Below are 23,287 nucleotides of genomic sequence, written 5' to 3' on the forward strand. Positions count from 1 at the left end.
ATTGTGTCGTACCCCGCTCCGACCCCTACCACCCCCACGGGGCGACCAGACTCACAGGCTCTCCGTGTCGAGTGCCTCTACCATCACTGGGTATGACTGAACTGGCCGGTCCGGAGTCAGCGCCGATCTCCGAACTCGACTTGGCGGCCGAGTTTCCGCAGGCGACGCGCGAGCAGTGGCAGGAGCTCGTGGCGGGCGTGCTGCGCAAGAGCGGCAGGCTGCCGGAGGACTTCACAGGCGCCCCGGAGAGCAAGCTCGTCACCCGGACCTACGACGGCATCGAGATCCAGCCGCTCTACACCGCGGCCGACGTGCCGGGCGACGCCGGCTTCCCCGGCCTGTCGCCGTTCGTGCGCGGGGCGAGCCCGGAAGGGCAGGTCAGCACGGGCTGGGACGTCCGGGCCCGGTTCGCCGGCACCGATCCCAAGGCCGTCAACAAGGCGATCCTCGCGGACCTCGAAGGCGGCGTCACGTCGATCTGGCTGACCGTGCCGCCCGCGGCCATGGCCGACGCGCTGAACGACGTCTACGTCGACCTGGCGCCGGTGGTCCTCGACGCGGGCGCCGGGTACGAAGCCGCCGCGGCCGCGTTGTTCGAGATCTTCGACGAGCGTGAGATCCCGGCGAGCGAAGCCACCGCGGTGCTGGGCGCCGACCCGATCGGGCTCGCGGCCCGGACCGGCGCCGACGTCGCGCTGGAACCGGCCGCCGCGCTGGCCGCGCGTGTCGCCGGGAAGTACCCGAAGGTGCGCACGATCGTCGCCGACGGCCTGCCGTTCCACGAGGCGGGCGGGTCGGACGTGCAGGAGCTGGGCGCGCTGGTCGCCGCCGGCGTCACCTACCTGCGTTCGTTGACGGACGCGGGTCTCGACGTCGAAGCCGCGGCCGGGCAGCTGGAGTTCCGGATCGCCGCGACCGCCGACCAGTTCTCGACCATCGCCAAGCTGCGCGCGGCCCGCCGCCTCTGGGCGCGCGTCGCCGAGGTGTGCGGCTTCTCGTCGCCGATGCGCCAGCACGCCGTGACGTCGCCGGCGATGCTGACCCAGCGTGATCCGTGGGTGAACATGCTGCGCACGACCGTCGCCTGCTTCGGCGCGGGCGTCGGCGGCGCGGCCGCGGTCACCGTCCTGCCGTTCGACGCCGCGATCGGCCGGCCCGACGCGTTCTCCGCGCGGATCGCCCGCAACACGCACGCGGTGCTGCTGGAGGAGTCCAAGCTGGCCGGCGTGGTCGACCCGGCGGGCGGCTCCTGGTACGTCGAGAAGCTCACCGAAGACCTCGCCCGCGTCGCGTGGGCCGAGTTCACCGCGATCGAAGCCGCGGGAGGCCTGGTCGCGGAGCTGGCGTCCGGCGCGCTCGCCGGCCGCCTCGCCGAGACGTGGGACAAGCGCGCGAAGCGGCTCGCCACCCGGCGCGACCCGCTCACCGGCGTCAGCGAGTTCCCGAACCTGACCGAAAAGCCCGTGAAGCGGGAGTCGCTGGAGTCCCCTGTGGACGGTGGGTTGCCGCGGCACCGGTACGCCGAGGGCTTCGAGGCGCTGCGCGACGCGTCCGACGCGTACCTCGCCGAGCACGGCGAGCGGCCGAAGGTCTTCCTGGCCACGCTCGGCCCGGTCGCCGCGCACACCACGCGGGCCGGGTTCGCCGCCAACCTGTTCCAGGCGGGCGGGCTCGAGGTGGTCAACCCGGGCGCGACCGACGACCTGCCCGGCGCGTTCCGCGCGTCCGGCGCCAAGATCGCCTGCGTCTGCGGCACCGACGACGCCTACACGGCCCAGGCCGCCGAAGTCGCGGCATCGTTGGGCGCCGAACACGTACTACTGGCGGGCAAGGGTTCTTACGACGGTGTTGACGGCAACGTCTTCGCCGGCTGTGACGCCCTGGAAGTCCTCACCGGTCTGCACACTCAGCTGGGAGTTGCGCGATGACGATCCCGAACTTCGCCGACGTCGACCTCGGCACGCCCGAGCCGGGCGACCGCGAGGCCTGGGCCAAGGCCGTGCAGGACGCCACCGGCAAGGGCCCGGACGCGCTGGCCTGGGAGACGCCCGAGGGCATCGGCGTCAAACCGGTCTACACCGCGGCCGACCTGTCCGATGTGGACTTCCTCGGCACGTACCCCGGCATCGCGCCCTACCTGCGCGGGCCGTACCCGACGATGTACGTCAACCAGCCCTGGACCATCCGCCAGTACGCCGGGTTCTCCACCGCCGAGGAGTCGAACGCCTTCTACCGCCGCAACCTCGCGGCCGGGCAGAAGGGCCTGTCGGTCGCCTTCGACCTGGCCACCCACCGCGGCTACGACTCCGACCACCCGCGCGTCTCCGGCGACGTCGGCATGGCGGGCGTCGCGATCGACTCCATCTACGACATGCGCCAGCTCTTCGACGGCATCCCGCTCGACAAGATGTCCGTGTCGATGACGATGAACGGCGCGGTGCTGCCGGTGCTCGCGCTCTACGTCGTCGCGGCCGAGGAGCAGGGGGTGAAGCCGGAGCAGCTCGCGGGGACCATCCAGAACGACATCCTCAAGGAGTTCATGGTCCGCAACACCTACATCTACCCGCCGCAGCCGTCGATGCGGGTCATCTCCGACATCTTCTCCTACACCTCGCAGCACATGCCGAAGTACAACTCGATCTCCATCTCCGGCTACCACATGCAGGAAGCCGGCGCGACCGCCGACCTCGAGCTGGCCTACACCCTCGCGGACGGCGTCGAGTACATCCGCGCGGGCACCGAAGCCGGGCTGGACGTCGACAAGTTCGCGCCGCGCCTGTCGTTCTTCTGGGCGATCGGGATGAACTTCTTCATGGAGGTCGCGAAACTGCGCGCGGCCCGGCTGATCTGGGCGAAGCTGGTGAAGGGCTTCGACCCCAAGTCGCAGAAGTCGCTCTCGCTGCGGACGCACTCGCAGACGTCGGGCTGGTCGCTGACCGCGCAGGACGTCTACAACAACGTCGTGCGCACCTGCGTCGAGGCGATGGCCGCGACCCAGGGGCACACGCAGTCGTTGCACACCAACGCGTTGGACGAGGCGCTCGCGCTGCCGACCGACTTCTCCGCGCGCATCGCCCGCAACACGCAGCTGCTGCTGCAGCAGGAATCCGGCACCACGCGGGTGATCGACCCGTGGGGCGGCAGCGCCTTCGTCGAGAAGCTGACCTACGACCTCGCGCGCAAGGCGTGGGGTCACATCAGCGAGGTCGAGCAGGCCGGCGGCATGGCCAAGGCGATCGACGCGGGCATCCCGAAGCTGCGCATCGAGGAGGCCGCGGCTCGTACCCAGGCCCGGATCGACTCGGGCCGGCAGCCGGTGATCGGCGTCAACAAGTACCAGGTCACCAGCGATGAAGACATCGAAGTCCTGAAGGTCGACAACGCCGGCGTCCGGACGCAGCAGCTGGAGAAGCTGCGGCGGCTGCGTGAAGAACGGGACGGCCAGGCCACCGAGGACGCGTTGCGGCGCCTCACCGAAGGCGCCGGAAACGGCGGCAACCTGCTGGAACTGGGCATCAACGCGGCCCGGGCGAAGGCGACCGTCGGCGAGATCTCGGACGCGCTGGAGAAGCTGTGGGGCCGGCACTCCGGCCAGATCCGCACGATCTCGGGGGTGTACCGCGAGGAGGTGGGGAAGTCGCAGAACGTCGAGAAGGCCCGCTCGCTGGTCGAGGAGTTCGCCGAGGAGGAGGGCCGCCGGCCGCGGATCCTCGTCGCGAAGATGGGCCAGGACGGCCACGACCGCGGCCAGAAGGTGATCGCCACCGGCTTCGCCGACATCGGCTTCGACGTCGACGTCGGCCCGCTGTTCTCCACCCCGGCCGAGGTCGCCCGTCAGGCGATCGAGGCGGACGTCCACGTCGTCGGCGTGTCCTCGCTGGCCGCCGGGCACCTCTCGCTGGTGCCCGCGCTGCGCCACGAGCTCGCCGAGCTGGGCCGCGCGGACATCATGGTCGTGGTCGGCGGCGTGATCCCGCCGCAGGACTACCCGGCGCTGCGCGAAGCCGGGGCGGCGGCGATCTTCGGGCCGGGCACGGTGCTCGCGGACGCGGCCATCGACCTGCTAGGCCAGCTCGCGGCGCAGGAGTCCTGAGCGTTGCCGCGCAAGATCGACGTCCCCGCGTACGCGAAGGGCGTGCTGGCGGGTGACCGCGGCACGCTGTCGAAGGCGATCACGCTGGTCGAGTCCCAGCGCGAGGACCACCGCGCGCAGGCGCAGGAGCTGCTCGTCGAGCTGCTGCCTTCGGCGGGTGGCGCCCGGCGCGTCGGCATCACCGGCGTCCCCGGTGTCGGCAAGTCGACATTCATCGACCAGCTGGGCACGGATCTGACCGCGGCCGGGCATCGCGTGGCCGTACTGGCCGTCGACCCGTCGTCGACGCGCACCGGCGGGTCGATCCTCGGCGACAAGACCCGAATGGCGCGCCTGGCCGTCGACGAGCGGGCGTTCATCCGCCCGTCGCCGACGTCGGGGACGCTGGGCGGCGTCGCCCGCGCCACCCGCGAGACGATCGTGCTGATGGAAGCGGCCGGCTACGACACCGTCCTGGTCGAGACCGTCGGGGTGGGACAGTCCGAAGTGGCCGTCGCGAACATGGTCGACTGCTTCATGTTCTTGACGCTCGCGCGCACCGGCGACCAGCTGCAGGGCATCAAGAAGGGCGTCCTGGAGCTCGCCGACGTCATCGCCGTCAACAAGGCCGACGGCGACCACGAGAAGGACGCGCGCCGCGCCGCGCGGGAGCTGGCCGGCGCGTTGCGGATGATCTACGGGCCCGACGCGGCGTGGACGCCACCCGTGCTGACCTGCAGCGGCCTGCACAACCTGCGGCTCGACGAGGTCTGGGGCGCGATCGAGGAGCACCGCGCCGCGCTCTCGGCGTCCGGCGAGCTGGCCGCCCGGCGCCGGCAGCAGCAGGTCGACTGGACGTGGTCGATGGTGCGCGAAAATCTGCTGAGTCGGCTGGCGGCGCATCCGGACGTGCGAACGGTCGTTCCCGACGTCGAACGGGCGGTGCGCGACGGTGAACTGACCGCTACCCTCGGTGCACAGCGGATCCTCGACGCGTTCGGTCCACCACGTGGTGGCTGACCCGCGGGTCCCGCGCGGGCAGAATGCCGGTTGACCGCCGGTCGTGGCGAAGGGATGACATGGCGATACTGCGTGCTCTGGTCGTTGCCGGCCTGCTGGGGGCGGTGCTGTTCACCGCGTCGCCCGCCCAGGCCGCACCGGTGCGGCCGGTGGGTGTCACGGTGACCGTGGCGCACGCCGGCGCGGCGCCCGTGCTCACGCAGACCCAGGCGCCCGGACCGGTGCTCGACCCGGCCCAGACCGACAAGGCGAACGCCGAGAAGACCAAGACCAAGCTGATCGCCGGCCTGGTCGCGGTGGTCCTGCTCGGCATCGTCGTCTGGGGCCGGCGGATCCGGTCGAAGAAGGCCAAAGGGTCGTAACCCTGCGTCCGGACGGGCGAGCAGCCGTCGGCGTTCGCCTTGGCCGAACTACTGCACACCGTTCAACGCAGATCAGCTACCGGCCGTCTAGGACGCCTCGTTTCGAGGCGCGGCTTGCCTCCTGCATGGTGCACGATCGTCTGCAAATGCGTACGAAAGAACGATCGGCACGTTGCGTGACCCCAGCCGCTGCGCGGGTTACCCGTGTTGCGGGAGGAGGTGCGGCGTGACGGTGCTCGACTCACGACCGGACGTTCCAGGCGACCCCCACGGGCGCATCATCACCCCTATCGAGGGGCCGGAGGCGCTCATTTCCGAAGCCGGCGTAACCATGGCTCCCGTGGAGGACCTTGGTGCGGGCCGTGGCCCGTTCTGGCTTGACGACTGGCTTCGCGCCAACGCGACCGACGTGCTCGCGTGGCGCAGGCACATCCACGCGCACCCGGAGCTGTCGCGGCACGAGTTCGCGACCACGGAGCTGGTCGTCACGCTGCTGCGTGCCGTCGGCCTCAAGCCGTGGGTGCTCCCCGGCGGCACCGGTGTCGTCTGCGACATCGGCCGCGGCGAGCGGTGCGTCGCGCTGCGTGCGGACATGGACGCGCTGCCGCTCACGGAGGCGACGGGGCTGCCCTACGCGTCGACTGTGGAGGGTGCGGCGCACATGTGCGGCCACGACGCCCACACGTCGATCCTGCTCGGCGCGGCCCGGGCCCTGGCCGGCGCGCCGGAGCTGCCCGGCAAGGTGCGGCTGATCTTCCAGGCCGCCGAGGAGGTCATGCCCGGCGGCGCGCTGGACATGATCGCGGCGGGCGCGCTGGAGGGCGTCGACCGGATCTACGGACTGCACGTCGACCCGCGGCTCGAGGTCGGCAAGGTCGGCATGCGCGTCGGCGCCCTGACGTCGGCCGCGGACCTGATCGAGCTGCGCCTGACGTCGCCGGGCGGGCACACGTCCCGCCCACACCTGACGGCCGACCTGGTGCACGCGCTCGGCACGGTGATCACGTCACTGCCGTCGGTGCTGTCCCGCCGCGTCGACCCCCGGTCCGGCACGGTGCTGGTCTGGGGTGCGGTCCACGCGGGCCAGGCGGCCAACGCCGTCCCCCAGGACGGCGTCCTGCGCGGCACCCTGCGCACGGCCGACCACGAGGTCTGGACGGCGCTGGAGCCCCTGGTGGCGTCGTCGGTGGAGTCCCTGCTGGCCCCCACGGGCGTCGGCTTCCAGTTGGACTACCGCCGAGGCGTCCCCCCGGTCGTCTCCGACGCGGACTCCACGGCCCTGATGCGCGCGGGCGTCGAGGCGGCCCTGGGCGAAGAAGCGGTGGCCGGCACCGAGCAGTCCTCCGGCGGCGAAGACTTCGGCTGGTACCTGGAGCACGTCCAGGGAGCCTTCGCCCGCCTGGGCGTCTGGCCAGGCGACCCGGCCCCGCAATCGGACATCCACCGCCCGACCTTCATCCTCGACGAGCGGGCCCTGGCCTGCGGAGTCCGAACCCTGGTCCACACAGCCCTAGCCACCCTCGCCTGACGAGTTCCGTCTCCAATCACGCGAGTTCCGTCTCCAATCACGTGGGTCACGTCTTCAGTCACGCGAGATCGGGCTAACGCTGTACCCAGAGTTATCCACAGGCTGTGCGAGTTGTCCACAGGTCGAGAATGAGGCCCTTCCCTTGATCATCGAAGGGCCTCATTCTCGATTCTGTGATCACTTGGGGAGGACGCCACGGCGCAGTCTCGCGTCGCGAGGCTGACGAAGTTCTGGGGCGAAGAGCGGTACTCGAAGGGCTCGCGACCGGCGTGCTCGCGCAACCCTGGCGAGGCGTGGTCATTCACGCGGCCGATGCGCTCAATCTGGCGACACGGGCGCAGGCCGCGCTGATCGCCGTAGGTCCACCTGCCGCTCTGTCGGGAGCCACATCCCTTGCCCTGCATGGGATTTCGGCCGCGCACGACCCTGCCGTACACCTCACGGTGCCTTACTCCCGACGGGTGGAGTCCAGGGCCGGCCTGGTCATCCATCGGGCCGAATTTCTGCCGTCCGACGTGATCGAACTCGACGGGCTGGCGATGTTTTCAGTCGATCTCGCCTTGGCGGATTTCCTCTGCGACGGGGACAAGCGAACGGCCTTCGCCGCCCTGGACGAGGCGATGCACGGGCTCGCCCCGGACCACTGCCGACGGCTGCGCGAGAACGTCCGTGACCGTGTTCTGGACCGTCGGAGCAGGCGAGGTATCCACAGGGCGCAGATGCTGCTGGCCCTCGCCACGGGGAAGGCCGAATCGCCGCCGGAGAGCATCCTGCGACTGATCGTGGTCGAGGCCGGGTTCCCGGCCCCGGAGGCCCAGTACGAGGTCGCGACCATCGACGGGCGCACGTTCTACGTCCTCGACATCGCCTGGCCCGAAGTGCGGATCGCGCTCGAGTACGACGGGTTCGCCGCACACGAGGAGCGGCAGGAACGCGACGCCGAGCGAGACGGCAGGCTGGCCGGTCGAGGGTGGGTCACGATCCGGGCCACGGCGGCCGATCTGCGCGATCCGAGCCGGGTGCTCGCCGAACTGCGGGCGCAGTTCACCCGACGAGCCGCGCGACCCGCGTGATCCAAGCCCGCGACTCGCGTGATCGAGGCCGTGACCCGCGTGACTGGGGACGTGACTCGCGTGATTGGAGCCGTGACTCGCGTGACTGGGGACGTGACTCGCGTGATTGGAGCCGTTAGCCGGTGATGCCGGAGCAGGGGCGGGTTCGGAGGTCGTCGACGTAGTCGGCGGGGGCTCCGGCCGCTTCCGCGGCGTCCGCCAGGACGCCCAGGTAGCGGGCCGAGGGCAGGCCGCCTTCGTAGGCGTCCAGGACGTAGAGCCAGGCCAGGACCGAGCCGTCCATCGTCTGGACTCTCAGGCGGATTTTGCTGTGCATCCCCAGCTCGCCGCCTTCCCAGCGGTCGAGGCCCGTCTCGTCCAGGGACGTGACGTCGTAGAGGACGACGAAGACGCGGGAACCCGCGTCTTCGACGATCGTGGCCAGGGCCCCTTCCCAGCCGAGGTCCTCGCCGCCGAAGGTCAGGCGCCACCCCTCCAGCCAGCCGGAGCCGGCCATCGGTGAGTGCGGCGCGCGCTCCAGCATCTGGGCGGGCTCCATGTTGGATCCGTAAGCGGCATACAACGGCACGCCGACAGCGTAGCGACCCACAGCTCACCCGAGTGGACGCACTCGGCGTGTTCGCCCACTTCAGTGTCCGGCCACCTTCGCCGCGTACGGTGAGACCACCGTTATCACGCACTTCGAGGAGGACCCAGGTGACCAGGATCGTGATCATGGGCGGGGGCCCGGCCGGCTACGAAGCCGCGCTGGTCGCAGCCCAGCACGGCGCCGACGTCACGATCGTCGAGCGCGACGGCCTGGGCGGCGCCTGTGTCCTCTACGACTGCGTCCCCTCGAAGACGTTCATCGCGAGCTCGGGCGCGCTGGCGAAGATGCACGACCTCGGCGAGCTCGGCATCAACACCGACATGGCCGACACGAGCATCGACCTGCCGACCGTCCACGGCCGCGTCAAGGGCCTCGCGCTGGCGCAGTCCGCCGACATCCGCGCGCGCGTCCAGCGCGAGGGCGTCCGCGTGATCATCGGCGAAGCCCGCTTCTGCGACGAAGAGCCCGGCCTCGCCACGCACAAGGTCTCCGTCACCAAGCAGGACGGCGAGACCGAGAAGCTCCCGGCCGACGTCGTCCTGATCGCCACCGGCGCCACCCCGCGCGTGCTGCCCGGCGCGGTGCCGGACGGCGAGCGCATCCTCGACTGGCGCCAGCTCTACGAGCTCCAGGAGCTGCCGGAGCACCTCGCCGTGATCGGCTCCGGCGTCACCGGCGCCGAGTTCGCGTCCGCCTACACCGAGATGGGCGTCAAGGTCACCGTCGTCTCCAGCCGCGACCGCGTGCTGCCGCACGAGGACGCCGACGCCGCCGCCGTGCTCGAGGAGGTCTTCTCGCAGCGCGGGACGACCGTCGCGAAGCAGGCGCGCGCCGACCGCGTCGAGCGCACCGACAAGGGCGTCGAGATCCACCTCGCCGACGGCCGCGTGATCGAAGCCAGCCACGCGCTGATGACCGTCGGCTCGGTCCCGAACACCGCCGACCTCGGCCTCGACAAGGTCGGCATCTCACCCGGCCCCGGCGGGTTCATCACCGTCGACCGCGTTTCGCGCACCTCCGTTCCCGGGATCTACGCCGCCGGCGACTGCACCGGCGTGCTCATGCTCGCCTCGGTGGCGAGCATGCAGGGCCGCATCGCGATGTGGCACGCGCTGGGCGAGGGCGTCGCGCCGATCAAGCTCAAGACCGTCGCCGCCAACGTCTTCACCCACCCGGAGATCGCGACCGTCGGCATCAGCCAGCACGCGATCGACTCCGGCGAGGTGCCCGCGCGCACCATCATGCTGCCCCTGGCCACCAACGCGCGCGCGAAGATGGAGGGCCTCCGCCGAGGCTTCGTGAAGCTGTTCTGCCGCCCCGCCACCGGCGTGGTCGTCGGTGGTGTCGTCGTGGCGCCGCAGGCGAGCGAGCTCATCCTTCCCATCGCGCTCGCCGTCCAGAACCAGCTCACAGTGGACCACCTGGCACTGACATTTTCGGTGTACCCGTCGCTGTCGGGCTCGATCACCGAGGCCGGGCGCCAGTTGATGCGCCACGACGATCTCGACTGATCCACGACGCAACCCCTTCGCGCCCGTCGCGTCTTGTCGGTTGTAAGGCTGAAGGACGCGAAGGGTGCGAAGGTGCGCAAGACGTTGGTTTTTGTTGCGGCAGCGGTGATCGGGGCGACGACGCTGGCGGCGCCGGCGACAGCGCAGAGCACCGGTCCGGCCCCCGCGCCGGCGCCGAGCGCCGGCAGCGTCCAGCTCAACGTCAACACCGCGATCAACCAGTCGCTCGTGGACAAGTACGTCCGGGACGCGCCGAACGTCGCGCTGGCCAAGTGCGAAGGCGCGGCGCCGGCGTTCTCCTCGCCCGCGTTGACGTTCGCCAACTACACCCCGGGCCCGTTCATGGGCGCCGACGCGAACATCAGCGCCGACGCCACCTTGAAGCCGGGCACCGCGGCCGGGACGTACCCGCTGACCGTGACGTGCGGCGACAAGTCCTACAGCACGCAGTTCTCGGTTCCCGCGGCTCAGGTCGCGAAGGTGCCGTCCGGTGCGGCGAAAGCGGGCGACGGCAGCATGGCCGGCTGATTTCCAAGCTCGAAAGCACCACCTCGGAGCCGCGCTCCGGGGTGGTTTTTCATGAGTTTCCCGCCGTCGGTTTCGCGACCTTTTTGTGACCTTTGGGCGCAACCGATCGCAGGTGGAGACGTCTTTTGGTGCGTAGGTGAACGGATGAGGCCGATGCAGGGGGAACTGCGAACGGCATCCGTTTCCCATTGTTTCCGAGTGTAATCCACAGGGGAGAAAGAATGAAGAACACCATTGCCGTGGCGGGCGTCGCCGCGGCTTTCCTGGTTCTCGCGCCGACCGCCGCGCTCGCGGCCGCACCGACCGCCGCGCCGTCCGCGCCGGCCACCTCGGCTTCGCCGTCGCCCTCGGCGCGGCCGACCGTGCCGGAGTACCCGGACGGCCCGATGACCCGGGTCAAGAAGCAGCTGTCCCTGTCGCCGGGCAAGGGGCTGCCCGGGGCGCGGGTGAACTTCGACTTCGGCTGCTCGGCCTGGCCGGGCGAGAAGGTCAGCATCCGCTCGGCCGCGGTCGTCGCCGACACCCCCGGTCTCGAGTCCGGCACCGTCGCGAACGTCAAGCCGGGCAGGTACGCCGTCACGCTGCACTGCGGCATCGAGGCCTCGACGGCGTACTTCCAGGTGCTCCCGGCCAAGGGTCCGGCTCCGAAGCAGGTCGCCAAGGTGCCCGCGGGCGCCCCGCAGACCGGCGGCACGGACGGTCCGGCGGACGGTTCCGGCGCACCCCTCGCGGCCGCGGCCGCCATGGGAGTGCTCGCGGTCGGAGGCAGCGGTCTCGTGGTGGCCCGACGGGCACGACGCCGCTGATGCTCCAGGGCCGCTCCGGAACGGGGGTTCCGGGGCGGCCCGCCCGCGGAGGTACCGTCGGGACCCAACCGAACGGGCCACCCGGACGTGTGAACCGCAGGCGCCAGTCACGGGGGAGACATGACCACGAGGATCAAGAACAGACGGGGCTACCTGATCGCGCTCGTCGTCGCGCTGCTGGCCGCACTGGCGGTGCTGGCGCTGACGCTGGGTGGTGGGCCGTCGCCGTCGACGGCGCAGCCACCGGACCCCCACCCGGTCGCGATCCAGCCACAGCCGACGAGTGCCGCGCAGGACGCCGTCGCGGCGCTGCCCAAGTCCGAGCCCGTCTCGATCGACATCCCGAAGATCGGCGCGCACTCGTCGCTGGTCCCGCTCGGCCTCAACCCGGACGACACCATCCAGGTCCCGCCGGTGACGACGCCGTTGCAGGCCGGTTGGTACACCTACGCGCCGACGCCCGGCGAGGTCGGCCCGGCCGTCGTCCTCGGGCACGTCGACGGCAACCACCAGAAGGGGATCTTCTTCCGTCTCAAGGAGCTGGCCGCCGGCGACCGGGTTTCGGTCGCCCGCAAGGACGGCACGACGGCGCTCTTCGAGGTGACGAAAGTCCACCAGGTGCCCAAAAAGGACTTCGAAGCCGAAGGCGTGTACGACGACACGGCCGGCCCCGAGCTGCGGTTGATCACCTGCGGCGGCGTCTTCGACCGGAGCGCGCACAACTACGTGGACAACATCGTCGTCTACGCACGCCTGGTCCAGAGCTGATTTTCCGTTTTTGTCGGACCCCGGTGCTTCACTGTGTCGGCCGTCACCAAGGCGGCGCTGACGAGGGTAGGGAGCCGACATGTTGTTCCGCGACGAGCCGTGGCCGGACGGGACACCCAGCTGGGTGGACCTGATGGTGCCCGACCAGGCGAAGGCGATCGCCTTCTACAGCGGCCTGCTCGGCTGGGACGTGCGGGCGGGCAGTGAGGAGACCGGCTTCTACGGCATGGCGACGCTGGGCGGGCGTCCCGTTGCCGGGATCGGGCAGACGCCGCCGGACCAGGAGATGCCGGCGGTCTGGACGACGTACCTCTCGGTGTCCGATGTGGACAAGACGGCGGCGGCGATCACCGAGGCGGGCGGGCAGCTCGTGGTGCCGGTGATGGAGGTCGCGAAAGAGGGCCGGATGGCCGTCGCGGTCGATCCGGGCGGTGCGGCGTTCGGCCTCTGGGAGCCCGGTGAGCACCAGGGCACGCAGGTCATGGCGGGGCCGGGCGCACTGGCCTGGAACGAGTGCATGAGCCAGGACTACCCGGCGGCCGAAGCGTTCTACGCGCAGGTGTTCGGCTACGCCTTCGAAGACGAGACCAGTGGCGGCTCGACGTACAAGGCACTGCTGGCGAGCGGGCGGCCCGTCGGGGGAATCGGCGTGTCGGCCGTGGAGGTGCCGTCGAACTGGCGGGTGTACTTCTGGGTGGCGGACGCGGACGCGAGCGCGGCGAAGGCGGTCGAACTCGGGGGCCGGGTCCTGGGCGAGCCGGTCGACTCGCCGGAGGGCAGGCACGTGCTGCTCGCCGACGACCAGGGCGTGCCGTTCTTCGTCATCGCGCCGACGGAGCAATCCGGCAAACCGCGGGGCTGGGACGACTGACCGAGGGCGCTGTGCGCAGCGCCCCCGGCCCTGACGGTCAGTCCTCGTCGTCGACCCAGTCGAAGGTCTTGGTGACGGCCTTCTTCCAGTTGCGGTACTCGGATTCGCGGCGGGCGTCGTCCATCGACGGGTCCCACTGCTTGTCCTGGGCCCAGTTGGTGCGGATGTCGTCTTCGGACTTCCAGAACCCGACCGCCAGCCCGGCGGCGTAGGCGGCACCCAGCGCGGTGGTCTCGTTGACCACCGGGCGGATCACCGGCACGCCGAGGATGTCGGCCTGGAACTGCATGAGCAGCTCGTTGACGACCATGCCGCCGTCCACCTTGAGCGACTTCAGCGGGACACCGGAGTCGGCGTTCATCGCGTCGATCACCTCACGCGACTGGAAGGCGGTCGCCTCCAGCACCGCGCGGGCCAGGTGTCCCTTGTTGACGAACCGGGTGAGCCCGACGATCGCACCGCGAGCGTCGGATCGCCAGTAAGGAGCGAACAGACCCGAGAACGCCGGGACGAAGTACGCGCCGCCGTTGTCCTCGACGCTGCGCGCGTGCTCTTCGATCTCGGCCGCGGTCCCGATCATGCCGAGGTTGTCGCGCAGCCACTGCACCAGCGAACCGGTGACGGCGATGGAGCCTTCCAGCGCGTAGATGGTGTCGTTCGAGCCGATCTTGTAGCAGACCGTGGTGAGCAGCCCGTTCTGCGACATCACCTTTTCGGTACCGGTGTTGAGCAGCATGAAGTTGCCGGTGCCGTAGGTGTTCTTGGCTTCGCCGGGCGAGAGGCAGGCCTGGCCGAACGTCGCGGCCTGCTGGTCGCCCAGGATGCCCGCGATCGGCACGCCGGCCAGCGCGCCCTTCTCGCGGACCTTGCCGTACTCCTCGGACGAGGAGCGGATCTCCGGCAGCATGGACAGCGGAATCGTCATCTCGGCGGCGATCTCGGGGTCCCACTGCAGCGTGTCGAGGTCCATCAGCATGGTGCGGGAGGCGTTGGTCGGGTCGGTGACGTGCACGCCGCCGTCCGGTCCGCCGGTCATGTTCCACAGCACCCAGGTGTCCATGTTGCCGAACACCAGGTCGCCGGCCTCGGCCTTCTCGCGCGCGCCTTCGACGTTGTCGAGGATCCACTTGACCTTCGGCCCGGAGAAGTACGTCGCGAGGGGGAGGCCGACCTTCTCGCGGTAGCGCTCCTGGCCGCCGCCGAGGTTGCCGAGCTCGGTGACGATCCGGTCGGTGCGGGTGTCCTGCCAGACGATCGCGTTGTACACCGGCTTGCCGGTGGACTTGTCCCAGACCAGCGCGGTCTCGCGCTGGTTGGTGATGCCGACGGCGACGATGTCGCTGGTGTGGAGGTCGGCCTTGGCGAGCGCGCCCGCGGCGACCGCGCGGGTGTTCTCCCAGATCTCCTCGGCGTTGTGCTCGACCCAGCCCGCCTTCGGGAAGATCTGCTCGTGTTCCTTCTGGTCGACGGCGACGACCCGGCCTTCGTGGTTGAAGATCATGCACCGCGTCGAGGTGGTGCCCTGGTCGATCGCGGCTACGTACGAAGTCATCTGTGCTCCAGGAATTCCGTGGGGGGAGGCGATCAGGTCAGGTTGTGCACGAGGAGGTAGACGAGCGCGGCGAGAGCGCCACCGATGAGCGGGCCGACGACCGGGATCCACGAGTAGCCCCAGTTGGCGTTCGCCTTGTTCCGGATCGGCATCAGGAACGCGTACGCGATGCGCGGGCCGAGGTCACGAGCCGGGTTGATGGCGTAGCCCGTCGGCCCGCCGAGGGAGGTACCGATCACGAGGACCACGAACGAGACGCCCGCGTAGCCGAGCGCCGAGTTGCCGAAGTTCGGCGTGCCGCCGTCCCCGGTGGTGGCGAAGGTCGGGCTGAGCAGGATCCAGGCCACCAGGACGAAGGTGCCGATGATCTCGGTGACGAGGTTCCAGACCCGGTTCGGGATCTGCGGTGCCGTGGAGAAGATGCCGAGCGTGTTCTCCGGCTCGGGGTGGTCGTCGAACTGGAGCTTGTAGGTCGCCCAGCACAGGAGGGCGCCGATGATGGCGCCGGCCATCTGCCCGATGAAGTAGAAGGGCACGTCGGCCCACTTGGTCTTGTCCGCGATGGCGAGCCCGAGGGTCACCGCGGGGTTCAGGTGCGCGCCACTCGGCGCGGCGATGCTGGCACCGGTGAAGACGGCGAACGCCCAGCCGAAGTTGATGAACAGGATTCCGCCGTTGTTGCCGTTGGTCTTGCGCAGCACGTGGTTCGCGACCACACCGTTGCCGAGCAGGATCAGCGCCGCTGTTCCCAGTAGTTCCCAGACGATTATTGCTCCAGCACTCACCGCTGTACCTCCACACTGGCCACACTGGACACTCTGCGCAAGGTCGATCACGGCGTGCCACGGCACCGTTGCCGACCCACGTCCGGGCGACGTTACCCGGGCGTATAAGCCCGGTCCAAGGACCGGCTAGCGCAATCTTTTCAAGATCGCGGAGGGTTACGCCACATGTGTCCTCCGCGAACGGGCGGAGTATCACCAGGTCGTGCGATGCTGGAAGCCTCGCCGGCTCGAGGAGGACTGTCACGTGGCAAGCGCGCAGCACGCAGCGGAGACGAACCCGGCTCGACTGGGCCCGCGCAAGCGGGAGGAGACCTGGCAGCGGCTGGGCAAGGAGACCTTCGACGTCGTCGTGATCGGCGGCGGCGTGGTCGGCGCGGGCACGGCGCTGGACGCCGCCACCCGCGGGCTGCGGGTCGCGCTCGTCGAGGCGCGGGATCTCGCGTCGGGCACGTCGAGCCGGTCGAGCAAGCTCTTCCACGGCGGCCTGCGTTACCTGGAACAGCTCGAATTCGGGCTCGTACGGGAAGCGCTTCGCGAGCGTGAGCTGATGCTGACGACGATTGCACCCCATCTGGTGAAGCCGGTGAGTTTCCTCTACCCGCTGACGCACCGCGTGTGGGAGCGGCCGTACACCGCCGCCGGCCTGCTGATGTACGACACGATGGGCGGCTCCAAGAGCGTCCCGGGGCAGAAGCACCTGACCCGCGCGGGCGCGCTGCGGATGGTGCCGGCGCTCAAGCGGTCCGCGCTGATCGGCGGGATCCGCTACTACGACGCGCAGTCCGACGACGCCCGCCACACCATGACGGTGGCGCGGACCGCGGCGCACTACGGCGCGATCGTGCGGACGTCGACCCAGGTGGTCGGGTTCCTGCGCGAAGCCGACCGGGTGTCCGGCGTGCGCGTGCGCGACGTCGAAGACGGGCGCGAGACGGAGATCTCGGCGGCCGTCGTGATCAACTGCACCGGCGTCTGGACCGACGAACTGCAGCGCCTTTCGGGCGGCCGCGGGCGGTTCCGGGTGCGGGCGAGCAAGGGCGTGCACATCGTCGTCCCGCGCGACCGGATCGTGTCGGAGTCGGGGATGATCCTGCGCACCGAGAAGTCGGTGCTGTTCGTCATTCCGTGGCGCAATCACTGGATCGTGGGCACCACGGACACGGACTGGAACCTCGACCTCGCGCACCCGGCGGCGACCAAGCACGACATCGACTACCTGCTGGAGCACGTCAACAGCGTCCTGGCGACGCCGTTGACGCACGACGACATCGAAGGTGTGTACGCCGGCCTTCGCCCGCTGCTGGCGGGGGAGAGCGAAGAGACGTCGAAGCTTTCGCGCGAGCACGCGGTGGCGCGGGTGGCGCCGGGCCTGGTCGCGATCGCGGGCGGCAAGTACACGACCTACCGGGTGATGGCGGCGGACGCCGTCGACGCGGCGGCGGTCGACCTGCCGGGCCGCTCGCAGCCGTCGATCACGGACAAGGTCCCGCTGATCGGCGCGGACGGCTACCACGCGCTGGTCAACCAGGCCGACCACCTGGCCGCGGAGCACGGCCTGCACCCCTATCGGGTGAGGCACCTGCTGGATCGCTACGGCTCGCTGGTGCACGAGGTGCTGGCGCTCGCGGAGGGCCGCCCGGAGCTGCTCAAGCCGATCGAGCACGCGCCGGACTACCTGGGCGTCGAGGTGGTGTACGCGGCCGCGCACGAGGGCGCGCTGCACCTCGAGGACGTCCTGGCCCGCCGCACGCGCATCTCGATCGAGTACGCCCACCGCGGCGTCGACTGCGCGGAACAGGTCGCGGACCTGGTGGGCGAAGTCCTCGGCTGGTCACCCGAAACGGTGAAGCACGAGGTGGAGGTCTACCGGGGACGGGTCGAGGCGGAACGCGAGTCCCAGTCCCAGCCGAGCGACGAAGCGGCGGACGCGTTGCGGATCGCGGCCCCGGAGGCTCGTTCGGGCATCGTGGCGCCGGTCAGCTGACCACGGCTTCCCGTGGTCGAACCGCCTGCGGCCTGGCTGTCAGGCGGTTCGCCACGGCAGGCCGTCAGGCGGCTGGCCATGGCGTTGTCCACAGGGTCCCCGCCTTGTGGGCAACTCGGGCGCTGGCGTCCTTCTGGGCGGGTTTCGTCCGAGGGCGCCGATAGACTGGCCTAGGGGCCGCCCCCCAGGGAAGGGTGGGGGGAGTTTCGGCCGGCGGCGGTGATGGCAGGCGAGTTGGATGGCCGGTGTGGCTAGGACGTGCGGTGCCAGCGGATCAGGCGCTCGCCTGTCGGGGCCGGGTGGTCTTCGGGGCCCAGCAACGTGAATCCGCAGCGCTCCGCGACTATTGCCGACGCCGTGTTGCTCTCCTCGTAGCGGTAGCTGACCTCCGTCAGCCCCAAGCCGCCGAAACCGAAGCGCAGGGCCGCGTTCAACGCCGTTGTCGCTATGCCCTTGCCGCGCTCGGCGGGGTGGATCCAGATCGTCGCCTCCGCGTACTCCGCGTCCAGGCTCAGCTCGCGCAGGCCCACCTCGCCCAGTAGCCGTCCTGACGTCGGCTCGGCGATCGCCCACGAGCAGCGCTCGTCGCCCGCCCACTGGGCCGCTCGCAGGGCCACGTACTCCGTCGCCTCGTCCAGGGTGCGCAGGCGGTAGTTCAGGACGTACTTGCGGTGCGTCGGGTCGGCGAACGCCTCCATCAGCACCGCGCGGTCGTCGATGTGCCGGTCGGCGCGCAGCTGGCGCAGGTAGTAGGTGCCCGCGTTGATCTCCACCGGTTCCACTCCGCCCAGCCTAGCCAGGCCGGTGGCACACCGCCCCCGGCCTGGCGATCACGGCGCGGTCAAGGCAAGAAGACTGCCCGGTTACGCAGGCAGCAGGCGCCAGATCACCGGCACCCCGCCCGCGTCCCGCGATCCGTTCGTGGCGAACCCGGCCAGCGAGCCGTCGTCGGCCGCGACGCGGGTTTCGAACACGGCGTAGCCGCTCGGGCCCCGGACGACGCCCGGGGTCGTGCCGCGCCACACCGCGCCGTTCCCGACGATCACCGGGCCCGACGGGTTGGGCACGAGCCCCGCCGTCAAGCCCCCGGAGTTGACGCTCAAGGCCCGCCCGCCGCCCTCGAGCCCGACGGTCGTGTCCGGCGTGGTCCAGCGGGCCGCTTGCTCGCCGCCCCAGTTCCGGATGCCGACGACCACGCCCTTGCGGATCGCCAGGGCGGTCGCCTGGGAGGACGGGCTCGGCGACAGCCGCCGGAAGACGCCGTCCTTCCACAGGCCCGAGCCGGTGCCCGAGTTCACCAGGATCGTGCCGTCGTCGTCCAGGTCGCGCGCGGACGAGACGTCCGCCGACTGCGGGATGACCACCGGCGCGCTCCCGCCGGCCCGCCACAGGACGACGGCGCCGGGCCCGTTGTCGGCCCGGTAGGCCTGGCCCAGCAGGTCGCCGTTCGTGTTGATCGCGAGGCCGAACACGTAGTCGTAGCCCGCCGGGACGTCCTTGAGGTGGAACCCGGTCGCGTCCAGCACGAACGCCCGGCTGACCATCGTCTGGTAGTCGTGCGCGGTGCCCGCCACCTGCCCGGACGGGTTTTCGTCGTTGGCGTCGGCCCGCTCGTACCCGCTCGGCAGGCCGCGCACCACGGGCTGCCCGCCGCGCCAGCTGACGACCTGCGTCACGTCGTTCACCCGGAACGTCCCGGTGTACTCGCCCTTCCCGTCCGAACCGGTCAGGAACCCGCCGCTGCTGCCCGGCGGCAGCGGCAGGACCGTCGGCTGCCACGGGAGGCGGCTCGTCACGGCTTCGGCGGGCTGCGCCAGCGCCGCCACGGTGAGCGTGGCGACGACGGGCGCCACGGCCCGCACCCAGAACTTGCTCTTCATCGGCTTTCTCCCTTTCCCCCGACCTGCAAGATCACCACGTCGCAGGCCGGGGTCCGGTTGCCCGGCGAAAGGAGCAATCCGCCGAAACGGGTCAGCGCGAGGAGTACCGCCACACCGCCGGCCGGCCGGTGTTCGTCGTCGGCTCGCTGTCGGCCACGGTGCCCGCGACGACGCCGTCGTCGCCGACCACCTCCGCCCACGCCGCCGCGAAGCCCGGGGCCGGCGGCAGCGTGCCGTACGGCTGCGTGCCCAGCCAGACCCGCAGCGGGCTGAACCGGCCCGTCGAGACGTCGCCGTAGCCGACGACCAGGCCGGTCCGGTTGACGCCGAACGCCGCGCCCGAACCGGGCAGCACTACCGGGTCGGCCGGGGTGCGCCACTGGACGCCGCCCGGGGTCTGGTCCGCGGTGGCGAAGTTGCCGACCACCTGGCCGGTCCGGACGGCGGCCGCGTGCACGGAGCCGGCGCCCGGCGGGGCCGTCAGCCTGGTGAACGTGCCGTCCTTCCACAGCACGGCGCCCGGGAACGAGTCGGCCAGCACGCTCCCGTCGTCGTCGACGTCGGTCGCCAGCAGGTACGGGTCCCCGGTGATCACCACCGGGTGCTCCCGGTCTTCCGCGCGCCAGAGCAGCACCTCCGGGTCTTCGGCGGACCACCCGGACGCGGTGGCGACGACGTCACCCCGTTCGTTGATGGCCGCCGCCGACACGTACGGCCGGTCGGCGGGCCGCGGCAGCAGCCGGAACTTCCCGGCCTCCAGCAGGAACACCTGCCGCTGGAACGAGGCGTCGGCGACGTCGCCGAGGACGGTCCCCGCGGAGTTCTCGTCCGCGACCGCGGGCGACCGGAGCCCGGCCGGCAGCGGGTGGACCGTCGCCTGCGTGCCCGACCACGTCACGACCTGCGATGCCCCGTCCAGCACCAGGTTCCCGGCGAAGCCGCCGTGGCTGTCGGTGCCGCGCACCCAGCCCGTCGCGCCCGGGTACCCGGCCGGCGACGGCAGCAGCTCCACCCGCCAGGTGCCGGGCGAGGCCTCCGCGGACTGGGTGAGCGTGGTGGTGAGCAAGGCCGCGGCCGCCAGCACGGCGACACGTCTCGCGAATCCGAAAGTCATCCGATTCCCTCCCCGGGTTCGATGTGACCGACACGCGCCGGCACCGCGACGGGTTTAGGGCGGGGTTCAGAGCAGGCCGCGGCGGTAGGCCTCGCCGACCGCCGCCGCGCGGTCGTTCACCCCGAGCTTCGCGTACGCGTTCAGCAGATGGGTCTTCACGCTCGCCTCGCTGACGAACAGCTGCCGCGCCGCCGCGCGGTTCGTCGCCCCGGCCGCCACCAGGCGCAGGACCTCCAGCTCACGGCGGGTCAGCGGCCCGGCCTCGCGAAAACCGCCCAGCACCCGGCTCGCGACGCTCGGCGCCAGCACCGGCTCCCCGCGGGCCGCCGCGCGGACGGCGTTCAGCAGGTCCGCGACCGGGGCGTCCTTCAGCAGGTAACCCGTCGCGCCGGCCTCGATCGCCGGGAGGACGTCCGTCTCCGCGTCGTACGTCGTCAGCACCAGGACGCGCACCGCGGGATGGGAGACGGCGAGCCGGCGGATCGCGCCGACGCCGTCCAGCTCCGGCATGCGCAGGTCCATCAGCACGACGTCGGGGTGGTGCCGGGCCACGAGGGCCAGCGCCTCCACCCCGGACGCCGCTTCGCCGACGACCTCGATGTCGGCCTCGCCGGTGAACGCGCCGCGGAGGCCGTCGCGGACGACCGGGTGGTCGTCGGTGACGACGACCCGGATCACGACGCCGCCGGCAGCGCCGGGACCTGGGCGTTGACCGCCGTGCCGCCGCCCGGGGTGCTCTCGACCGACAGCGTCCCCGCCACCCGCTGGACGCGGTGGCGCATCGCCGCCAGCCCGAAGCCGGTGCCGTCGCCGCGGTCACCAGGGCTGAACCCGACGCCGTCGTCGACGACGTCCAGCAGCACGACGTCGTCCGAATAGGACAGTGTCAGCCCGATCCGGGATGCCTTCGCGTGCTTCTCCGCGTTGGCCAGCGCTTCCTGCGCGACGCGGTAGAGCGTGACCTCCACTTCGGGCAGCAGCGGCCGGACGTCGCCGGTGGTTTCGGTGCGCACGGCCACCCCGGACGTCTCGGCGACGCGGCCCGCCAGGTCGGAAAGCGCTTCCGGCAGCCGGGACTCGGCCAGTGGTTCGGGGCGCAGCGCCTGCACCGCGCGACGCGCTTCGCTGAGGCTGTCGCGCGCCAAGGTGCGCACCTGGGCCAGCCGGCGGTCGCGGCCGGGGCCGTCCTCGCGGTCGGCGGCCTGCAGCTGCGTGACGATCCCGGTCAGGCCCTGGGCCAGCGTGTCGTGGATTTCGCGGGCCATCCGCTGCCGCTCGTCGAGCACACCGGCCTCGCGCGCCCGGCTCAGCAGCTGCGCGTGCAGGCCCGCGTTCTCCGCCAGCGCCGCTTCCAGCCGCGTGTTCGTCTTGCGCCGCTTCTCGCTCTCCGCGCCGACGAACCAGGCCGCGTACAGCAGCGGCCCGACGACCGAGGCGACCAGCACCCAGGTCGGGCTCCGCGGGTCCGAGCCGTTGACGAGCATCGGCAGCACGGCGGTCGCCGCCACCGCGAAGAACCCCCAGCGGGCCGGGAACAGCACGAACGCGAGCGGGTAGCCGAACGACGCGAACCCGGTGAACAGGTCGTTGCGCGCCACCAGCACGAGCGCGCCCGCGAGGACACCGGCGTAGTAGCCGGCGGCCAGCCACGGGTGCGCCTTCCGGCGCGGGAACAGCGGGATCAGCAGCGGCAGCCACAGCGCGGTGACCACGACGACGACCAGCGTGGCGCCCCAGTCCGCGTCCCGGCCGGCCGCCCAGAACGAGCACGCGACGAGGCCGGCCAGGCCGACGAAGGTGAAGATCGGCCCGGCCAGCCGCTCACCCCGGGCGTCCAGCGCGCCCGGAACCACGCCCATCACGGGGCCGATTCTCGCAGGTTCAGCGCCGGCGGCGGAGCCCCGCGAGCATCGCGATCACCAGTGGCAGCGCGATCGAGATGATCAGCAACCGCCCGCGGCTGAGGATGAGCACCGCGATCGCGACGACGATGGCGATCGGCACCGCGCTCGCGTTCAGGAACCGCGTCACGGTGCTTTCCCCGGTCACCACCGGGACGCCGGGCGCGGCGGCGCCGCCCACCAGGGCACTGGGCCGGGGTGAGGGCAGGTCGTCGAACAGCGGGATGAGCTCGCTGACCCGCTTGGCCGCGGCGACCTGCGCGGAGCGGGTGCCGTACTCGTCGATGTCGAGGCGTCCGGTGCGGACGTGTTCTTCGAGGACGTCGAGGGCGTCCTGACGCTCGGCGTCGCTCAGGCGGATGTCGCTCACGACGGCGTCAGCGGCCCAGTTCGCGCCGGCGGTCGCGGTAGGAGTCGCGCACCTCGCGCCGGCGTTCCCGGCCGTGCAGGTGCCGCTCGTGGTGGTCGTGGTGGTCGTGGTGGTTCTGGTCGTGGTTCCAGCCGTGGCCCCACATCGACTTGCCGACCACGGTCAGCCCGATCGGGACGAAGATGATCGGCCAGGCCAGCGTGCCGGTGGCGATCAGCGCGATCGCCGCGATGAAGGCCAGCGGCACGATCGCGGCGAGGAACCGCTGCGCCGGCGCCCAGTGCTCGGGCGAGCCGGACCGCTGCTGCGCGGGCACGGCCTGCTTGTCCGGCTCGGGCGCGGCCACGGCGGCCTGCGGCGTTTCGTCGTAGTGGGGGTGGGGCGAGGGCAGATCCGCGAAGAGCTCGGTGAGCTCGCCGCGCGTCTTGGCCGCGGTGATGCGGGCCGAGCGCTCGCCGTACTCGTCGATGTCGATCCGCCCCGCGGTCATGTGCTCACCGAGCGCGGTCAACGCGGACTCGCGGTTCTGGTCGCTGATCCGCAGCTGCGGAGACGGGACTTCGGTCACCTTGC

22 protein-coding genes are annotated in these 23,287 nt (G+C 71.2%); 12 read left to right on the plus strand and 10 right to left on the minus strand.

Annotation, left to right across the window (positions count from 1 at the left end):
• Positions 1 to 92: 92 nt before the first annotated feature.
• The 6 genes from MUY22_RS16995 to MUY22_RS17020 all read left to right on the plus strand — a co-directional run bounded on the left by MUY22_RS16995 (position 93) and on the right by MUY22_RS17020 (position 8,055).
• Positions 93 to 1,928: a methylmalonyl-CoA mutase family protein gene (locus MUY22_RS16995; protein WP_247060821.1), complete on the plus strand. Its 1,836-nt coding sequence runs from the start codon at positions 93 to 95 to the stop codon at positions 1,926 to 1,928.
• Complete coding sequence (gene scpA / locus MUY22_RS17000; RefSeq protein ID WP_247060822.1) at positions 1,925 to 4,093, plus strand: methylmalonyl-CoA mutase; 2,169 nt, start codon at positions 1,925 to 1,927, stop codon at positions 4,091 to 4,093. The genes MUY22_RS16995 and scpA overlap by 4 nt, the downstream gene beginning before the upstream one ends.
• Positions 4,094 to 4,096: 3 nt before the next feature.
• Complete coding sequence (gene meaB / locus MUY22_RS17005) at positions 4,097 to 5,092, plus strand: methylmalonyl Co-A mutase-associated GTPase MeaB (protein WP_247060823.1); 996 nt, start codon at positions 4,097 to 4,099, stop codon at positions 5,090 to 5,092.
• Positions 5,093 to 5,151: 59 nt separating this feature from the next.
• Complete coding sequence (locus MUY22_RS17010) at positions 5,152 to 5,454, plus strand: hypothetical protein (protein ID WP_247060824.1); 303 nt, start codon at positions 5,152 to 5,154, stop codon at positions 5,452 to 5,454.
• 226 nt (positions 5,455 to 5,680) lie between these two features.
• Positions 5,681 to 6,982 carry an amidohydrolase gene (locus MUY22_RS17015; protein ID WP_247060825.1) on the plus strand — a complete coding sequence of 434 codons (1,302 nt, stop codon included), beginning with the start codon at positions 5,681 to 5,683 and terminating at the stop codon, positions 6,980 to 6,982.
• Between the two features lie 230 nt (positions 6,983 to 7,212).
• Positions 7,213 to 8,055, plus strand: coding sequence for an endonuclease domain-containing protein (locus MUY22_RS17020; RefSeq protein ID WP_247063943.1), 843 nt, complete (start codon positions 7,213 to 7,215; stop codon positions 8,053 to 8,055).
• 115 nt (positions 8,056 to 8,170) lie between these two features.
• Here MUY22_RS17020 and MUY22_RS17025 read toward each other — a convergent pair whose 3' ends face one another.
• On the minus strand, positions 8,171 to 8,623 hold the full coding sequence (locus tag MUY22_RS17025) for a gamma-glutamylcyclotransferase (RefSeq protein ID WP_247060826.1): 453 nt from the start codon (positions 8,621 to 8,623) through the stop codon (positions 8,171 to 8,173).
• Positions 8,624 to 8,751: 128 nt separating this feature from the next.
• Here MUY22_RS17025 and MUY22_RS17030 point away from each other — a divergent pair, with 128 nt between their 5' ends.
• From MUY22_RS17030 to MUY22_RS17050, 5 genes are all read left to right on the plus strand, one after another.
• A complete protein-coding gene (locus MUY22_RS17030; RefSeq protein WP_247060827.1) occupies positions 8,752 to 10,155 on the plus strand; it encodes an NAD(P)H-quinone dehydrogenase in 1,404 nt (467 codons plus the stop codon).
• Between the two features lie 72 nt (positions 10,156 to 10,227).
• Positions 10,228 to 10,683: a hypothetical protein gene (locus tag MUY22_RS17035; RefSeq protein ID WP_247060828.1), complete on the plus strand. Its 456-nt coding sequence runs from the start codon at positions 10,228 to 10,230 to the stop codon at positions 10,681 to 10,683.
• A gap of 221 nt (positions 10,684 to 10,904) precedes the next feature.
• Positions 10,905 to 11,489, plus strand: coding sequence for a hypothetical protein (locus tag MUY22_RS17040; protein WP_247060830.1), 585 nt, complete (start codon positions 10,905 to 10,907; stop codon positions 11,487 to 11,489).
• A 120-nt stretch (positions 11,490 to 11,609) separates the two neighbouring features.
• Complete coding sequence (locus MUY22_RS17045) at positions 11,610 to 12,257, plus strand: class F sortase (RefSeq protein WP_247060832.1); 648 nt, start codon at positions 11,610 to 11,612, stop codon at positions 12,255 to 12,257.
• A 79-nt stretch (positions 12,258 to 12,336) separates the two neighbouring features.
• On the plus strand, positions 12,337 to 13,128 hold the full coding sequence (locus tag MUY22_RS17050; RefSeq protein WP_247060833.1) for a VOC family protein: 792 nt from the start codon (positions 12,337 to 12,339) through the stop codon (positions 13,126 to 13,128).
• A gap of 37 nt (positions 13,129 to 13,165) precedes the next feature.
• On the opposite strand, the gene glpK is transcribed toward MUY22_RS17050, so the two are convergent.
• Both glpK and MUY22_RS17060 read right to left on the minus strand, forming a co-directional pair.
• On the minus strand, positions 13,166 to 14,680 hold the full coding sequence (glpK, locus tag MUY22_RS17055) for a glycerol kinase GlpK (protein ID WP_247060834.1): 1,515 nt from the start codon (positions 14,678 to 14,680) through the stop codon (positions 13,166 to 13,168).
• 32 nt (positions 14,681 to 14,712) lie between these two features.
• On the minus strand, positions 14,713 to 15,465 hold the full coding sequence (locus MUY22_RS17060; protein ID WP_247060835.1) for an MIP/aquaporin family protein: 753 nt from the start codon (positions 15,463 to 15,465) through the stop codon (positions 14,713 to 14,715).
• Between the two features lie 244 nt (positions 15,466 to 15,709).
• On the opposite strand from MUY22_RS17060, the gene MUY22_RS17065 reads away from it, so the two are divergent.
• Positions 15,710 to 17,449: a glycerol-3-phosphate dehydrogenase/oxidase gene (locus MUY22_RS17065; RefSeq protein ID WP_247060836.1), complete on the plus strand. Its 1,740-nt coding sequence runs from the start codon at positions 15,710 to 15,712 to the stop codon at positions 17,447 to 17,449.
• Between the two features lie 251 nt (positions 17,450 to 17,700).
• On the opposite strand, the gene MUY22_RS17070 is transcribed toward MUY22_RS17065, so the two are convergent.
• The 7 genes from MUY22_RS17070 to MUY22_RS17100 form a co-directional block, all read right to left on the minus strand.
• Positions 17,701 to 18,231: a GNAT family N-acetyltransferase gene (locus MUY22_RS17070; protein ID WP_247060837.1), complete on the minus strand. Its 531-nt coding sequence runs from the start codon at positions 18,229 to 18,231 to the stop codon at positions 17,701 to 17,703.
• Positions 18,232 to 18,312: 81 nt separating this feature from the next.
• On the minus strand, positions 18,313 to 19,329 hold the full coding sequence (locus MUY22_RS17075; RefSeq protein WP_247060838.1) for a hypothetical protein: 1,017 nt from the start codon (positions 19,327 to 19,329) through the stop codon (positions 18,313 to 18,315).
• 91 nt (positions 19,330 to 19,420) lie between these two features.
• Positions 19,421 to 20,443, minus strand: coding sequence for a hypothetical protein (locus tag MUY22_RS17080; RefSeq protein WP_247060839.1), 1,023 nt, complete (start codon positions 20,441 to 20,443; stop codon positions 19,421 to 19,423).
• Positions 20,444 to 20,509: 66 nt separating this feature from the next.
• Positions 20,510 to 21,121: a response regulator transcription factor gene (locus tag MUY22_RS17085; protein ID WP_247060841.1), complete on the minus strand. Its 612-nt coding sequence runs from the start codon at positions 21,119 to 21,121 to the stop codon at positions 20,510 to 20,512.
• Complete coding sequence (locus MUY22_RS17090) at positions 21,118 to 22,302, minus strand: sensor histidine kinase (RefSeq protein ID WP_371827674.1); 1,185 nt, start codon at positions 22,300 to 22,302, stop codon at positions 21,118 to 21,120. The genes MUY22_RS17085 and MUY22_RS17090 overlap by 4 nt, the downstream gene beginning before the upstream one ends.
• Before the next feature lie 22 nt (positions 22,303 to 22,324).
• Positions 22,325 to 22,714 carry a DUF1707 domain-containing protein gene (locus tag MUY22_RS17095; protein WP_247060845.1) on the minus strand — a complete coding sequence of 130 codons (390 nt, stop codon included), beginning with the start codon at positions 22,712 to 22,714 and terminating at the stop codon, positions 22,325 to 22,327.
• 7 nt (positions 22,715 to 22,721) lie between these two features.
• Positions 22,722 to 23,282: a DUF1707 domain-containing protein gene (locus tag MUY22_RS17100; RefSeq protein ID WP_247060847.1), complete on the minus strand. Its 561-nt coding sequence runs from the start codon at positions 23,280 to 23,282 to the stop codon at positions 22,722 to 22,724.
• Positions 23,283 to 23,287: the final 5 nt, after the last annotated feature.

Source organism: Amycolatopsis sp. WQ 127309 (assembly GCF_023023025.1).
Lineage (GTDB): Bacteria > Actinomycetota > Actinomycetes > Mycobacteriales > Pseudonocardiaceae > Amycolatopsis.